At 51.0% G+C, this 14,953-nt stretch carries 13 protein-coding genes; 9 read left to right on the forward strand and 4 right to left on the reverse strand.

Translation table 11 applies throughout. The features are described 5' to 3' along the window. Positions 1–51: 51 nt before the first annotated feature. The 6 genes from fruB to ATB02_RS11240 all read left to right on the forward strand — a co-directional run bounded on the left by fruB (position 52) and on the right by ATB02_RS11240 (position 7,463). Positions 52–1,182: a fused PTS fructose transporter subunit IIA/HPr protein gene (gene fruB / locus ATB02_RS11215; RefSeq protein WP_105271579.1), complete on the forward strand. Its 1,131-nt coding sequence runs from the start codon at positions 52–54 to the stop codon at positions 1,180–1,182. After that, positions 1,182–2,120: a 1-phosphofructokinase gene (fruK, locus tag ATB02_RS11220; protein WP_000091263.1), complete on the forward strand. Its 939-nt coding sequence runs from the start codon at positions 1,182–1,184 to the stop codon at positions 2,118–2,120. Before fruB ends, fruK begins: the two co-directional genes overlap by 1 nt. 16 nt (positions 2,121–2,136) lie before the next feature. After that, positions 2,137–3,828 (forward strand): PTS fructose transporter subunit IIBC, encoded by a 1,692-nt coding sequence (fruA, locus tag ATB02_RS11225; protein WP_000854458.1) that lies wholly within the window; start codon positions 2,137–2,139, stop codon positions 3,826–3,828. 423 nt (positions 3,829–4,251) lie between these two features. Further along, positions 4,252–5,193, forward strand: a complete 942-nt coding sequence (locus ATB02_RS11230) for a pseudouridine kinase (protein WP_032171598.1) — start codon at positions 4,252–4,254, stop codon at positions 5,191–5,193. After that, on the forward strand, positions 5,181–6,119 hold the full coding sequence (gene psuG / locus ATB02_RS11235; RefSeq protein WP_001292440.1) for a pseudouridine-5'-phosphate glycosidase: 939 nt from the start codon (positions 5,181–5,183) through the stop codon (positions 6,117–6,119). The genes ATB02_RS11230 and psuG overlap by 13 nt, the downstream gene beginning before the upstream one ends. A 93-nt stretch (positions 6,120–6,212) precedes the next feature. After that, the gene (locus ATB02_RS11240) at positions 6,213–7,463 is read left to right on the forward strand and encodes a NupC/NupG family nucleoside CNT transporter (protein ID WP_105271580.1); all 1,251 of its coding nucleotides are present in this window, start codon (positions 6,213–6,215) and stop codon (positions 7,461–7,463) included. Between the two features lie 68 nt (positions 7,464–7,531). On the opposite strand, the gene ATB02_RS11245 is transcribed toward ATB02_RS11240, so the two are convergent. Further along, the gene (locus ATB02_RS11245) at positions 7,532–8,230 is read right to left on the reverse strand and encodes a transcriptional regulator YeiL (protein ID WP_000658615.1); all 699 of its coding nucleotides are present in this window, start codon (positions 8,228–8,230) and stop codon (positions 7,532–7,534) included. 129 nt (positions 8,231–8,359) lie between these two features. On the opposite strand from ATB02_RS11245, the gene rihB reads away from it, so the two are divergent. Then, on the forward strand, positions 8,360–9,301 hold the full coding sequence (rihB, locus tag ATB02_RS11250) for a ribosylpyrimidine nucleosidase (protein WP_105271581.1): 942 nt from the start codon (positions 8,360–8,362) through the stop codon (positions 9,299–9,301). 99 nt (positions 9,302–9,400) lie between these two features. Beyond that, positions 9,401–10,651, forward strand: coding sequence for a NupC/NupG family nucleoside CNT transporter (locus ATB02_RS11255; protein WP_032171594.1), 1,251 nt, complete (start codon positions 9,401–9,403; stop codon positions 10,649–10,651). A 55-nt stretch (positions 10,652–10,706) separates the two neighbouring features. On the opposite strand, the gene ATB02_RS11260 is transcribed toward ATB02_RS11255, so the two are convergent. From ATB02_RS11260 to ATB02_RS11270, 3 genes are all read right to left on the reverse strand, one after another. Further along, on the reverse strand, positions 10,707–11,795 hold the full coding sequence (locus tag ATB02_RS11260) for a sugar kinase (protein ID WP_001064991.1): 1,089 nt from the start codon (positions 11,793–11,795) through the stop codon (positions 10,707–10,709). Between the two features lie 2 nt (positions 11,796–11,797). Further along, positions 11,798–12,655, reverse strand: a complete 858-nt coding sequence (nfo, locus tag ATB02_RS11265; RefSeq protein ID WP_032303368.1) for a deoxyribonuclease IV — start codon at positions 12,653–12,655, stop codon at positions 11,798–11,800. A 73-nt stretch (positions 12,656–12,728) separates the two neighbouring features. Continuing rightward, a complete protein-coding gene (locus ATB02_RS11270) occupies positions 12,729–13,778 on the reverse strand; it encodes a YeiH family protein (protein WP_032303367.1) in 1,050 nt (349 codons plus the stop codon). 98 nt (positions 13,779–13,876) lie between these two features. Between ATB02_RS11270 and yieE the strand changes: the two genes are divergently transcribed. Continuing rightward, positions 13,877–14,758, forward strand: a complete 882-nt coding sequence (gene yieE / locus ATB02_RS11275) for a DNA-binding transcriptional regulator YeiE (RefSeq protein ID WP_000548286.1) — start codon at positions 13,877–13,879, stop codon at positions 14,756–14,758. Positions 14,759–14,953 lie beyond the last annotated feature (195 nt).

A 14,953-nucleotide genomic window follows, 5' to 3' on the forward strand; every position in this document is an offset into this window, starting at 1 on the left:
TTTTTTTCTCATAGAAGCTGAATCGTTTCAATTCAGCAAGAGAGGAGAACTATGTTCCAGTTATCCGTACAGGACATCCATCCGGGCGAAAAGGCCGGAGACAAAGAAGAGGCGATTCGCCAGGTCGCTGCGGCGCTGGTGCAGGCCGGTAATGTAGCTGAAGGCTACGTCAATGGCATGCTGGCGCGCGAACAGCAAACCTCTACGTTCCTCGGCAATGGTATTGCTATTCCACATGGCACTACCGACACCCGCGATCAGGTGCTGAAAACCGGCGTTCAGGTATTTCAGTTCCCGGAAGGCGTCACCTGGGGTGACGGCCAGGTAGCGTACGTGGCGATCGGTATTGCTGCCAGCTCGGATGAACATCTGGGTCTGTTACGCCAGCTGACCCACGTACTGAGCGATGATTCCGTTGCTGAACAGCTGAAGTCAGCAACGACAGCAGAAGAACTTCGCGCATTGCTGATGGGCGAAAAGCAGAGTGAGCAGCTGAAGCTCGATAACGAAATGCTGACGCTGGATATTGTCGCCAGCGATCTACTGACGCTTCAGGCGCTTAACGCTGCGCGTCTGAAAGAAGCAGGGGCAGTTGACGCCACCTTCGTCACTAAAGCCATCAATGAACAACCGCTGAACCTCGGACAGGGCATCTGGCTGAGCGATAGCGCTGAAGGCAATTTGCGTAGCGCGATTGCGGTAAGCCGTGCGGCAAATGCTTTAGATGTGGACGGCGAAACGGCAGCCATGCTGGTGAGTGTGGCGATGAATGACGATCAGCCCGTCGCGGTTCTTAAGCGTCTCGCTGATTTGTTGCTCGACAATAAAGCTGACCGTTTGCTGAAAGCGGATGCGGCAACGTTGCTGGCGCTGCTGACCAGCGATGATGCGCCGACCGACGACGTGTTAAGCGCGGAGTTTGTGGTGCGCAATGAACACGGCCTGCATGCTCGTCCAGGTACCATGCTGGTCAATACTATTAAACAATTTAACAGTGATATTACCGTGACAAACCTTGATGGCACCGGCAAACCGGCAAACGGACGTAGTCTGATGAAAGTTGTGGCACTTGGCGTTAAGAAAGGTCATCGCCTACGCTTTACCGCCCAGGGTGCAGATGCTGAGCAGGCGCTGAAAGCCATTGGCGACGCTATCGCTGCTGGTCTTGGGGAGGGCGCATAATGAGCAGACGTGTTGCTACTATCACCCTTAATCCGGCTTATGACCTTGTTGGTTTCTGCCCGGAAATTGAACGCGGCGAAGTGAACCTGGTGAAAACCACCGGTCTGCATGCGGCGGGTAAAGGCATCAACGTGGCCAAAGTATTAAAAGACCTGGGAATTGATGTCACCGTTGGCGGCTTCCTCGGTAAAGACAATCAGGATGGTTTTCAGCAACTGTTCAGCGAGCTGGGCATTGCCAACCGTTTCCAGGTTGTACAGGGGCGCACCCGAATTAACGTTAAGCTGACGGAAAAAGACGGCGAAGTGACCGACTTCAACTTCTCGGGTTTTGAAGTTACCCCCGCCGACTGGGAACGCTTTGTGACTGATTCTCTGAGCTGGCTCGGTCAGTTCGATATGGTCTGTGTCAGCGGAAGCTTACCGTCAGGCGTCAGCCCGGAAGCGTTCACCGACTGGATGACTCGCCTGCGTAGTCAGTGTCCTTGCATTATCTTTGATAGTAGCCGTGAAGCGTTAGTGGCAGGTTTGAAAGCGGCACCGTGGCTGGTGAAACCTAACCGCCGCGAGCTGGAAATCTGGGCGGGCCGTAAACTGCCTGAAATGAAAGATGTGATTGAAGCTGCGCATGCGCTGCGTGAACAAGGTATCGCGCATGTCGTTATTTCACTGGGTGCCGAAGGCGCGCTTTGGGTTAATGCCTCCGGCGAATGGATCGCCAAACCACCGTCAGTCGATGTCGTAAGCACCGTTGGCGCAGGGGATTCTATGGTTGGTGGCCTGATTTATGGCTTGCTGATGCGTGAATCCAGTGAACACACACTGCGTCTGGCGACAGCTGTTGCAGCCCTGGCGGTAAGTCAAAGCAATGTGGGTATTACCGATCGTCCGCAGTTGGCCGCAATGATGGCGCGCGTCGACTTACAACCTTTTAACTGACAGCAGGAGAGGCATAATGAAAACGCTGCTGATTATTGACGCTAATCTCGGTCAGGCACGCGCCTATATGGCGAAGACCCTGCTGGGCGCGGCGGCGCGAAAAGCAAAACTGGAAATCATCGACAATCCGAACGACGCTGAAATGGCGATTGTTCTCGGTGATTCCATCCCGAACGACAGCGCGCTGAACGGTAAAAATGTCTGGCTGGGCGATATTTCCCGGGCAGTTGCGCACCCTGAGCTGTTCCTGAGTGAAGCCAAAGGCCATGCGAAACCTTACACTGCACCGGTCGCTGCGACAGCACCAGTTGCCACCAGCGGTCCGAAACGCGTAGTTGCGGTGACAGCTTGCCCGACTGGCGTAGCACACACATTTATGGCGGCTGAAGCCATTGAAACCGAAGCGAAAAAACGTGGCTGGTGGGTGAAAGTTGAAACCCGTGGTTCTGTTGGCGCGGGTAATGCGATCACCCCTGAAGAAGTAGCCGCAGCGGATCTGGTGATTGTGGCGGCAGATATCGAAGTGGATCTGGCGAAATTTGCTGGTAAACCGATGTATCGCACCTCTACCGGTCTGGCGCTGAAGAAAACCGCGCAGGAACTGGATAAAGCGGTTGCTGAAGCAACGCCGTATGAACCGGCGGGCAAAGCTCAAACAGCGACCACTGAAGGTAAGAAAGAGGGGGCAGGCGCTTACCGTCACTTGCTGACGGGCGTCTCTTACATGCTGCCGATGGTCGTTGCAGGTGGTCTGTGTATCGCGCTTTCTTTTGCTTTTGGTATCGAAGCGTTTAAAGAGCCGGGTACGTTGGCAGCGGCGCTGATGCAGATTGGTGGTGGTTCAGCCTTTGCGCTGATGGTGCCGGTACTGGCAGGTTACATTGCCTTCTCCATTGCCGATCGTCCGGGTCTCACGCCGGGTCTGATTGGCGGTATGCTGGCGGTCAGCACCGGTTCTGGCTTCATTGGGGGTATTATTGCGGGCTTCCTGGCTGGTTACATTGCGAAGTTAATCAGTACGCAACTGAAACTGCCACAGAGTATGGAGGCGCTGAAACCGATCCTGATCATTCCGCTAATTTCCAGTCTGGTGGTCGGTCTGGCGATGATCTATCTGATCGGTAAACCGGTTGCTGGCATTCTCGAAGGGTTGACTCACTGGCTGCAGACCATGGGGACTGCGAATGCGGTTCTGCTGGGGGCGATCCTCGGTGGCATGATGTGTACTGACATGGGCGGTCCGGTAAATAAAGCAGCGTACGCATTCGGTGTGGGTCTGCTGAGTACTCAAACCTATGGCCCGATGGCGGCGATTATGGCGGCAGGTATGGTGCCACCGCTGGCAATGGGTCTGGCAACAATGGTGGCGCGTCGCAAATTCGACAAAGCGCAGCAGGAAGGTGGCAAAGCCGCTCTGGTTCTTGGTCTGTGCTTTATTTCGGAAGGTGCAATTCCGTTTGCTGCTCGTGATCCGATGCGTGTGCTGCCGTGTTGTATCGTTGGTGGGGCGCTGACTGGCGCAATCTCAATGGCGATTGGTGCGAAACTGATGGCACCGCACGGTGGTCTGTTTGTTCTGCTGATCCCTGGCGCTATTACGCCGGTACTGGGTTACCTGGTAGCAATTATTGCCGGTACGCTGGTGGCGGGTTTGGCCTATGCCTTCCTGAAACGTCCGGAAGTGGACGCAGTAGCGAAAGCAGCGTAATAAAAGGTGTGTTACAGGGCAGAAATTTCCTGCCCTGTAACATTTGATGAGCGCAAAGGGAATGACCAGTTTGTGAATGTAATTTTATGAATTTAAATGGTTTTATCTTTCAGTAGAAACCTGAAATGTTCATCAAACACTAAGGTTATTTCCTCAAGGGCAGATTATTTTCTGCCCTTTTTTAGTGTTCCTGTTCTGTGCATCCCGTCACAAATTCCTCACTTTTGTAATTCAGGCATTTAATCGCATTTTGTGAGCCTGCTCAAATCTGCCCATTTTGCCTCTCTGGCGGCAATTTACTTTACGTAGAACATGCATACTATGAGCACATGTTTAAATATGAACACATGTTTAAACCGTCTTTGCAGCATCTATTTTCTTGTGGATTGACAGGGTTGGTAATTTTTTACCAGAGGACGTGCTATGCGCGAAAAGGATTATGTCGTAATTATAGGCTCGGCGAATATTGATGTCGCCGGATATTCACATGAATCATTAAATTATGCGGATTCAAATCCAGGTAAAATAAAATTTACGCCTGGTGGGGTAGGGCGCAATATTGCACAAAACCTGGCGTTGCTGGGTAATAAAGCCTGGCTACTGAGCGCCGTAGGCAGTGATTTTTATGGTCAATCGCTGCTAACGCAAACCAATCAATCTGGCGTTTATGTCGATAAATGCCTGATTGTGCCGGGAGAAAATACGTCGAGCTATTTATCATTACTCGATAATACCGGTGAAATGCTGGTTGCTATAAATGACATGAATATTAGCAACGCTATTACAGCTGAATATCTCGCACAGCACCGTGAATTTATTCAGAGGGCAAAGGTCATTGTCGCGGACTGTAATATCAGTGAAGAGGCACTGGCATGGATTCTGGATAATGCCGCCAACGTACCCGTATTTGTCGATCCTGTTTCTGCGTGGAAATGTGTCAAAGTGCGCGACCGTCTAAATCTGATCCACACTCTCAAGCCAAACCGCCTTGAAGCGGAAACCCTGAGTGGGATTGCGTTGTCAGGGCGTGAAGATGTGGCAAAGGTTGCCGCCTGGTTCCATCAACATGGCCTGAACCGACTGGTATTGAGCATGGGCGGCGACGGCGTTTATTACAGTGATATCAGCGGTGAAAGTGGTTGGTCTGCGCCGATTAAAACCAATGTCATTAATGTTACCGGAGCGGGCGATGCCATGATGGCGGGACTTGCTTCGTGTTGGGTAGACGGAATGCCGTTTGCCGAATCTGTTCGTTTCGCACAGGGATGTTCGTCAATGGCGCTCTCCTGTGAATACACCAATAACCCCGATTTATCGATTGCCAACGTTATATCGTTAGTGGAGAACGCAGAATGTCTGAATTAAAAATTTCCCCTGAATTATTACAAATTTCTCCGGAAGTGCAGGACGCTTTAAAAAACAAAAAACCGGTTGTGGCACTGGAATCGACCATTATTTCTCACGGGATGCCATTCCCGCAAAATGCTGAGACGGCAATTGAAGTAGAAGACACAATTCGTAAGCACGGTGCTGTACCTGCAACAATCGCCATTATTGGTGGTGTCATGAAAGTAGGTTTGAGCAAAGAAGAAATTGAATTGTTAGGCCGTGAAGGACATAACGTGACGAAAGTCAGTCGCCGTGATTTACCTTTTGTCGTTGCCGCAGGAAAAAATGGCGCGACCACCGTTGCTTCAACGATGATTATCGCGGCACTGGCAGGAATTAAAGTATTTGCAACGGGGGGTATTGGTGGTGTGCATCGCGGTGCGGAACATACATTCGATATTTCTGCCGATTTACAGGAACTGGCAAATACTAATGTCACCGTTGTTTGTGCCGGTGCAAAATCTATTCTCGATTTAGGATTAACAACAGAATATTTAGAAACCTTCGGTGTGCCGTTAATTGGCTATCAGACAAAAGCGCTGCCTGCGTTTTTCTGCCGTACCAGCCCATTTGAAGTCAGTATTCGCCTTGATAGTGCCACGGAAATCGCTCGTGCAATGGCAGTGAAATGGCAAACCGGTTTGAACGGCGGCCTGGTAGTGGCGAATCCGATCCCGGAGCAGTTTGCGATGCCGGAGGAATCTATCAATGCAGCCATAGATCAAGCTGTCGCCGAAGCCGAAGAGCAGGGCGTTATTGGTAAAGAAAGTACACCGTTCCTGCTGGCTCGTGTTGCTGAACTGACCGGTGGTGACAGCCTGAAATCCAACATCCAACTGGTGTTCAACAACGCCATTCTGGCGAGCGAAATTGCCAAAGAATACCAGCGTCTCGCGGGTTAATTTCTGACGGGCAGAAAGCCGTCGCCCGTACTGATCATACATACCGAAACCTGGCGCTTGCGCCGGGTTTACTGGCATGAAAGGAAAATCATTATGGATATAATGAGAAGTTTGGTGGGTATGGTGGTATTGCTGGCAATTGCATTCTTATTGTCAGTGAATAAAAAGCGTATCAGCGTACGCACGGTCGGGGCTGCATTGCTGCTGCAAATCGCTATTGGTGGCATTATGCTCTACTTCCCACCGGGAAAATGGGCTGTAGAGCAGGCGGCATTAGGCGTGCATAAAGTGATGTCTTACAGTGATGCCGGTAGCGCCTTCATTTTTGGTTCGCTGGTTGGGCCGAAAATGGATGACCTGTTTGATGGCGCGGGCTTTATCTTCGCCTTTCGCGTACTTCCGGCAATTATTTTCGTCACAGCGCTCATCAGCCTGCTGTACTACATTGGCGTGATGGGGCTGCTAATCCGCATTCTTGGCAGTATTTTTCAGAAAGCCCTCAACATCAGCAAAATCGAATCTTTTGTTGCGGTTACCACTATTTTCCTCGGGCAAAATGAGATCCCGGCGATCGTTAAACCGTTTATCGATCGCATGAATCGCAACGAGCTATTTACGGCAATTTGTAGCGGGATGGCGTCCATTGCCGGTTCGATGATGATTGGTTATGCCGGAATGGGCGTACCAATTGACTACCTGTTAGCGGCATCGCTGATGGCGATCCCCGGTGGTATTCTGTTTGCGCGTATTCTTAGCCCAGCCACCGAACCTTCGCAGGTGACATTTGAAAATCTGTCGTTCAGCGAAACGCCGCCAAAAAGCTTTATCGAAGCGGCGGCGAGCGGTGCGATGACCGGGTTGAAAATCGCCGCTGGTGTGGCGACGGTGGTAATGGCGTTTGTGGCAATTATTGCGCTGATCAACGGCATTATCGGCGGAATTGGCGGCTGGTTTGGTTTTTCCAATGCCTCTCTGGAAAGTATTTTTGGCTATGTGCTGGCACCGCTGGCGTGGATCATGGGCGTGGACTGGAGTGATGCCAACCTTGCGGGTAGCCTGATTGGGCAGAAACTGGCGATTAACGAATTCGTCGCTTACCTGAGTTTCTCCCCATACCTGCAAACGGGCGGCACGCTGGAAGTGAAAACCATTGCGATTATCTCCTTTGCGCTTTGTGGTTTTGCTAACTTTGGTTCTATCGGTGTTGTCGTTGGGGCGTTTTCGGCTATTTCGCCAAAACGCGCGCCGGAAATCGCTCAGCTTGGGTTACGGGCGTTGGCAGCAGCAACGCTTTCCAACCTGATGAGCGCGACCATTGCCGGGTTCTTTATTGGTTTAGCTTGAGTTTCATTACCGGATGTACGCGCTTATTAAGCGTTGCATCCGGCAATCGCGCTATTCCAGATTATTTTTTACTGCATCATCCCGGAGAATTTATTCTCCGGATCCATCTCCAGCGCCAGCCCTAACAACTGCTTTCTGTTTTTAATTAAATACCCTTTCTTACTTTTAATTAATAAACCGTCGTGAATGAGTTGAGCGATCACATATAGCAAGTGACGATAAGTAACACCTAAATACTCTGCCGCCTGGGTATGTTTTTCGTGATAAAGATCACCTTCCTGCGAGAGTAATATAAATGCTGCCAGGCGATTCACTAACGGAAATGATTGATTCTGAGTTAAAGAAACAATATTACGATAATTTTTATGACTTAAGGTGACGCAGAGTTTTCGTAAAAATAGCGTATCGTTTAATAACAGCGGGCGGTAATGTTTCATAGGGAGCGCAAGGCACCAACACTCTTCAATCGCCTGTACCGCTCGTGGTTCATGATCTTTATCGATTAACTCAATCTCGCCAATAAAACAGGGTGCAGCAAAGAAATCAATCAGCGACACGCGACCATTGGCAAGCGTGGCGTAAAGCCTGGCGCGGCCTCGCGTCAGGTAAAACAGCCATGACGGCTGTTGCCCTTCCTGCACAATGTAGTCACGCGCTAAAAAATGAAACAGCCGTGTATCGGCTGAAACATCCGTTGAAAAGCAATCCTTATACGCGGACTCACTCATCAATTGCTGCTTAAGATCATTATTGTGGATTTCTTTCACGATGTTTATCCGCTATGAGATTTCTCATATTTAGCATACGTACGCTGTTGTTAAGATTCAATCATCGGCCCGGTCGAATTTTCTTTGCTGTAGAAAAAATAACGCAACTGGAAACAGAGGAAATAAACAATGGAAAAGAGAAAAATTATTCTGGATTGTGATCCGGGTCATGATGATGCTATTGCCATAATGATGGCTGCGAAACATCCGGCGATTGATTTATTAGGTATCACTATTGTGGCGGGGAATCAAACCCTCGATAAAACATTAATTAATGGCCTGAATGTTTGCCAGAAACTGGAGATTAATGTTCCGGTTTATGCGGGGATGCCGCAACCCATTATGCGTCAACAAATCGTTGCCGATAATATTCACGGTGAAACCGGACTTTATGGTCCGGTATTCGAGCCGCTGACCCGCCAGGCAGAAAGTACCCATGCGGTGAAATATATCATCGATACCCTGATGGCAAGCGATGGCGATATCACTCTGGTGCCGGTTGGTCCGCTTTCAAATATCGCGGTGGCAATGCGTATGCAACCCGCAATCCTGCCAAAAATCCGTGAAATTGTGCTAATGGGCGGCGCTTACGGTACTGGCAACTTCACCCCATCTGCCGAGTTCAACATCTTTGCTGACCCGGAAGCGGCGCGAGTGGTGTTCACCTCCGGCGTTCCATTAGTGATGATGGGCCTCGATCTCACCAACCAGACCGTTTGCACTCCGGACGTGATTGCTCGGATGGAAAGGGCAGGCGGCCCTGCCGGAGAGTTGTTCAGCGACATCATGAACTTCACTCTGAAAACCCAGTTCGAAAACTACGGTCTGGCTGGCGGCCCGGTACATGACGCCACCTGTATCGGTTATCTGATTAACCCTGATGGCATTAAAACCCAGGAGATGTACGTCGAAGTGGACGTCAACAGTGGCCCTTGTTACGGACGTACCGTCTGCGACGAGCTGGGCGTTCTTGGCAAGCCCGCCAATACCAAAGTCGGCATCACTATTGATACCGACTGGTTCTGGGGATTAGTCGAAGAGTGCGTGCGCGGCTACATCAAAACCCATTAAGTGTTGATAACAAGCCGGGACAGTATCGCAAGATGCAGGCCCGGCTATTTCTGATGGGCAGAAAGCCGTCGCCCAAAATGACATGAAGAGATAATAACTATGGATGTCATGAGAAGTGTTCTGGGAATGGTGGTATTGCTGGCAATTGCGTTTTTGCTGTCAGTAAACAAGAAGAAGATCAGCCTGCGTACCGTTGGCGCGGCGTTAGTGTTACAGGTCGTGATTGGCGGCATTATGCTTTGGTTACCACCAGGGCGTTGGGTCGCAGAAAAAGTCGCTTTTGGCGTGCATAAAGTGATGGCGTACAGCGATGCAGGTAGCGCTTTTATCTTCGGTTCTCTGGTCGGACCGAAAATGGACACCTTATTTGATGGTGCAGGATTTATCTTTGGTTTCAGGGTATTACCGGCAATTATCTTCGTCACTGCACTGGTGAGTATTCTCTACTACATCGGTGTGATGGGGATCTTAATTCGCATTCTCGGCGGTATATTCCAGAAAGCTTTAAATATCAGCAAGATCGAGTCATTCGTCGCGGTCACTACCATTTTCCTCGGGCAAAACGAAATTCCGGCAATCGTCAAACCCTTTATCGATCGTCTGAATCGCAATGAATTATTTACAGCGATTTGTAGCGGGATGGCCTCGATTGCTGGTTCGACAATGATTGGTTACGCCGCACTGGGCGTGCCTGTGGAATATCTGCTGGCGGCATCGTTAATGGCGATCCCTGGCGGGATCTTGTTTGCCCGCCTGTTAAGCCCGGCTACCGAATCTTCGCAGGTTTCCTTTAATAACCTCTCTTTCACCGAAACACCGCCAAAAAGCATTATTGAAGCCGCCGCTACAGGGGCAATGACCGGGCTGAAAATCGCTGCGGGTGTGGCGACAGTGGTGATGGCATTTGTCGCCATCATTGCGTTGATCAACGGTGTTATCGGCGGCGTTGGTGGCTGGTTTGGTTTTGAACATGCCTCGCTGGAGTCCATTTTAGGTTACCTGCTGGCCCCGCTGGCGTGGGTGATGGGTGTTGACTGGAGTGATGCGAATCTTGCCGGAAGTTTGATTGGACAGAAGCTGGCGATTAATGAATTTGTCGCTTACCTCAATTTCTCACCCTATCTGCAAACGGCTGGCACTCTCGATGCTAAAACCGTGGCGATTATTTCCTTCGCGTTGTGCGGTTTCGCTAACTTTGGTTCTATCGGGGTGGTGGTTGGCGCATTTTCTGCGGTTGCGCCACACCGTGCGCCGGAAATCGCCCAGCTTGGTTTACGCGCGCTGGCGGCGGCGACACTTTCTAACCTGATGAGTGCCACCATTGCAGGATTCTTTATTGGCTTAGCGTAGTGCGCGAGTTATGAGCCGGATAAGACGCGGTCAAGCGTCGAATCCGGCAAGATTGTTACACCATCGGCACTAATGAAAGCGCGTTATCGGCAGACAGGGTAGGGTTGTTTAAGCTGCCGCTGGCGCGTGAAATTGCCGCGCAGGCCATCGCAAAACGGGCACTATCACGGAAACTGCTTCCTTCCAGAAAGCTATACACCAGGCCCGCCATAAAACCATCGTCAGCACCAAAACTGTCTACCGTCGTATGCGCTGGCGCAGTCAGCAAAAATTGTTCGCCATCCTTTTGGCTGCAATAAACAGACTCATCGGGCAAATAAACAAACAGTTGCTGAACGCCTTGCTGATGCAACGCATTCACTGCGGCATTACGATCAGCATCGCGGGTTATCGGCTGGCCCCATAAAATTTCCAGCTCCGGCAAAGTGGGTTTCAGAGTGTGAATATGCGCCAGCCAGTGTTTGATTTTGCCCGCTTTGAATTCTGAAACAGTATCGACAAACACCGGGATTTCATCAGCGAGGGTAAAGACCCACTCCAGCGCCTCGGCTGTCAGGTTGCAATCAGCCAGTACCACGCCCGCATGACGAAGTAAATCGCGCGACCCGTTCAGTAGTTGCGGTGTCAACTGATCCAGCAGATGGGTATCGTTAATCGCCAGCACGGTTTGATCGTCTCGATTGGCAATTGCCAGATACGTCGATGTGCTTTGACCATGTAAACGAACGCAGCCGGAGACATTCACGCCGGCGCGGCGCGTTTCTTCCAGGAGCATTTCGCCATAAAAGTCATCGCCAATCACTGAAAGCAAATGGACGTCGCGGCCTAACAGCGCCAGATTGTGGGCGATATTGCGTCCAACGCCGCCTGCCGAGCAATGAATTGTACCGGGATGAGAAGCCGCTTGCGGGTAACGGATATCCGCCATCCCGCGAATATCCATATTGATTGTCCCCACCACTACGCAGTATTCCTGCTCGGTGAGAATGTAACCTTTGCCTTTAATCCGACCTTTGCGCATTAAATCCATAATATGCGCTGCAACACGCGAACGGCTGATTTGCAGCATATCCGCAATTTCGTTCTGCTGAATCAGCGGGTTACGCCTTAATATTGCAAGGATCTCCTTCTCCCGGTTATTCATCTTCAGGCCACCGCTTTTTCAGTTTGTTGCGCTTTCAGCCAGGCGATCTCTTCTGCCCAGATATCCGGGTTGATGGTTTCAAGGATCAGCGGAATTCCGTCGAAACGGTTGTCCTGCATGATCCAGCGGAACGCATCATGACCGATATTGCCTTCACCGAGGCTATGATGGCGGTCAACGCGGCTGCCAAAGGTGCTTTTCGCATCGTTAAGGTGCATCCCGCGCAGATACTTAAAGCCGACAATACGGGCAAAATCCGCGAACGTTTTCTCGCATTCGGCTGGAGTACGCAAATCATACCCGGCAGCGAAAGCATGGCAGGTATCAATGCAGACGCCGACGCGGGATTTATCTTCCACGCCGTCGATAATCGCCGCGAGATGTTCGAATTTAAACCCTAAGTTGCTGCCCTGACCGGCGGTATTTTCAATCACCGCTGTCACACCTTGAGTTTTATCCAGCGCAATGTTGATGGATTCGGCAATACGCGCAAGGCAATCCTCTTCTGAAATCTGCATCAGATGGCTGCCAGGGTGGAAGTTGAGCAAAGAAAGCCCCAGCTGTTCGCAACGCTGCATTTCATCTATAAACGCATCGCGCGATTTTTCCAGAGCTTCAGCGACCGGATGTCCGAGGTTAATCAGATAACTGTCGTGGGGAAGAATTTGCGCCGATGTGTAGTGATATTTTTCACAGGCGGCTTTGAATTCATTGATGGTTTGCGTCGTGAGCGGTGCGGCACGCCACTGACGTTGGTTTTTGGTGAACAAGGCAAACGCGGTTGCGTCGATTTCGGCGGCGCGAATTGCGGCATTTGCCAGACCGCCAGCAGCACTAACGTGCGCTCCAATGTATTTCATGCGAGGACTCCTGTTAAACCCGCTGGAGGAAAACGGTAATGATAGCGGGTTAACAGGAGCAAGATGTAGTGGTTTATGCGATGACGCTTTGAATCACATAGTTAATCGCACCACCACCAACAATCAGCCAGGCAAACAGTACCAGAGCCATCAGCAGAGGTTTCGCCCCGGCTTTTTTCAGCGCGCTGACGTGAGTGGTCAGACCCAGCGCCGCCATCGCCATTGCCAGCAGGAAGGTATCCAGCGTTACCAGCATATTCACTACGCTCTGCGGTAACAGGTGGAACGAGTTAAAGATGGCAACGACGATGAACAAGATGGCAAACCACGGAATAGTGATTTTGCTTTTCTCGCCGCTGTTCGCCCCAGACAGCTGTTTAACACGCGCCGCCAGCAGGATGAGGAACGGAGCCAGCATCATCACGCGCAGCATTTTGGAAATAACTGCTGCGTTTTCTGCATCCGGGCTGATGGCATGACCTGCCGCCACCACCTGCGCCACTTCGTGCACAGTAGAACCAATGTAGATACCGAAAGTTTCCGGACTAAACCATTGAGACATCAGCGGATATATCGCCGGGTAGAGGAAAATCGCGACGGTCCCGAAGATAACAACGGTTGCAACAGCCACGGTTACTTTACTGGCTTCCGCTTTCACTACCGGCTCAGTCGCCAGTACCGCGGCAGCACCACAGATACTGCTACCGGCACCGATCAACCAGCTGGTGTGCTTATCCAGACCAAACACTTTCTGCCCCAGGAAACAAGCCAGCAGGAAGGTACTGGACAGCGTCAGCACGTCAATGATGATCCCACTGATACCGACATCGGCAATTTGCGAGAACGTCAGACGGAAGCCATAAAGAATGATACCCAGACGTAATAAATATTGCTTGGCAAACAGCACGCCACCGTCACAGCTTTTCCATATGCGCGGATAGATGGTGTTGCCTAAAACCATCCCCAACAAGATTGCGAGGGTGAGGGCACTAAACCCGGCACCCGCAACCGCGGGAATGGAACCACCCCACAGGGCGACCCCGGTGATAACTGCACTCAGGGCTAACCCCGGAATAAAATGCCACAGTGTACGATGTTGTTTCTGTAAGGTGATATTCGTCATAACCCTCTCCTTTAACCGGGCATAAGGTTACGACTAACTGGTTTAAAAATAAAATTGATTATATATTTATAATCAATCTTTATAAGTGGTAAGCGACTATGCACATCACCCTCCGGCAGTTGGAAGTTTTTGCAGAAGTATTGAAAAGTGGATCAACCACCCAGGCGTCGGTGATGCTGGCGTTGTCGCAATCAGCAGTGAGCGCAGCCTTGACTGACCTGGAAGGGCAGCTTGGCGTGCAACTGTTTGATCGCGTGGGGAAAAGACTGGTTGTTAATGAACACGGGCGGCTGCTCTATCCGCGTGCGTTGGCACTGCTTGAACAGGCGATTGAAATCGAACAACTGTTTCGCGAAGACAACGGCGCGATTCGTATCTATGCCAGTAGTACTATCGGTAACTACATTCTGCCTGCAGTCATTGCCCGTTATCGCCATGATTATCCGCAGTTGCCGATTGAACTTAGCGTTGGGAACAGCCAGGACGTGATGCAAGCGGTGCTGGATTTCCGCGTTGATATTGGCTTTATTGAAGGACCGTGCCACAGCACTGAAATCATCTCTGAACCGTGGCTGGAAGACGAGCTGGTGGTTTTCGCCGCGCCGACTTCGCCGTTGGCTCGTGGTCCGGTCACCTTAGAGCAGCTGGCTGCCGCGCCGTGGATCCTGCGTGAACGCGGTTCCGGCACGCGGGAGATTGTCGATTATCTGTTGCTGTCACATTTACCGAAGTTTGAGATGGCAATGGAATTAGGTAACTCCGAGGCAATCAAACATGCGGTGCGTCATGGATTGGGAATTAGTTGCCTGTCGCGACGGGTCATTGAAGATCAATTGCAGGCAGGCACATTAAGTGAAGTTGCGGTCCCTCTGCCGCGCCTGATGCGTACGTTGTGGCGTATACATCATCGGCAAAAACACCTTTCCAACGCGCTACGGCGCTTTCTGGACTATTGCGATCCCGCGAATGTACCGCGTTAAGTTGCTGTACAAGAACATGCTGGTGCTGTGTCGATTTCGTGACGCAGCGCCCGCAGCATGCATTCGCCAGAAAAGAGATTGGCTGCTTTACTTATAATCCCGGGGCGATCATGAAGGTGTCTTATAACCGTGTATTTCTGCCGGAAGGATTGCCAATCGTCTGCTACAATCGCGCCTCATTTTTAAGATGGATAG

This window comes from Escherichia sp. MOD1-EC5189 (assembly GCF_002966045.1).
In the GTDB taxonomy this organism is placed as follows: Bacteria; Pseudomonadota; Gammaproteobacteria; order Enterobacterales; family Enterobacteriaceae; genus Escherichia; species Escherichia coli_F.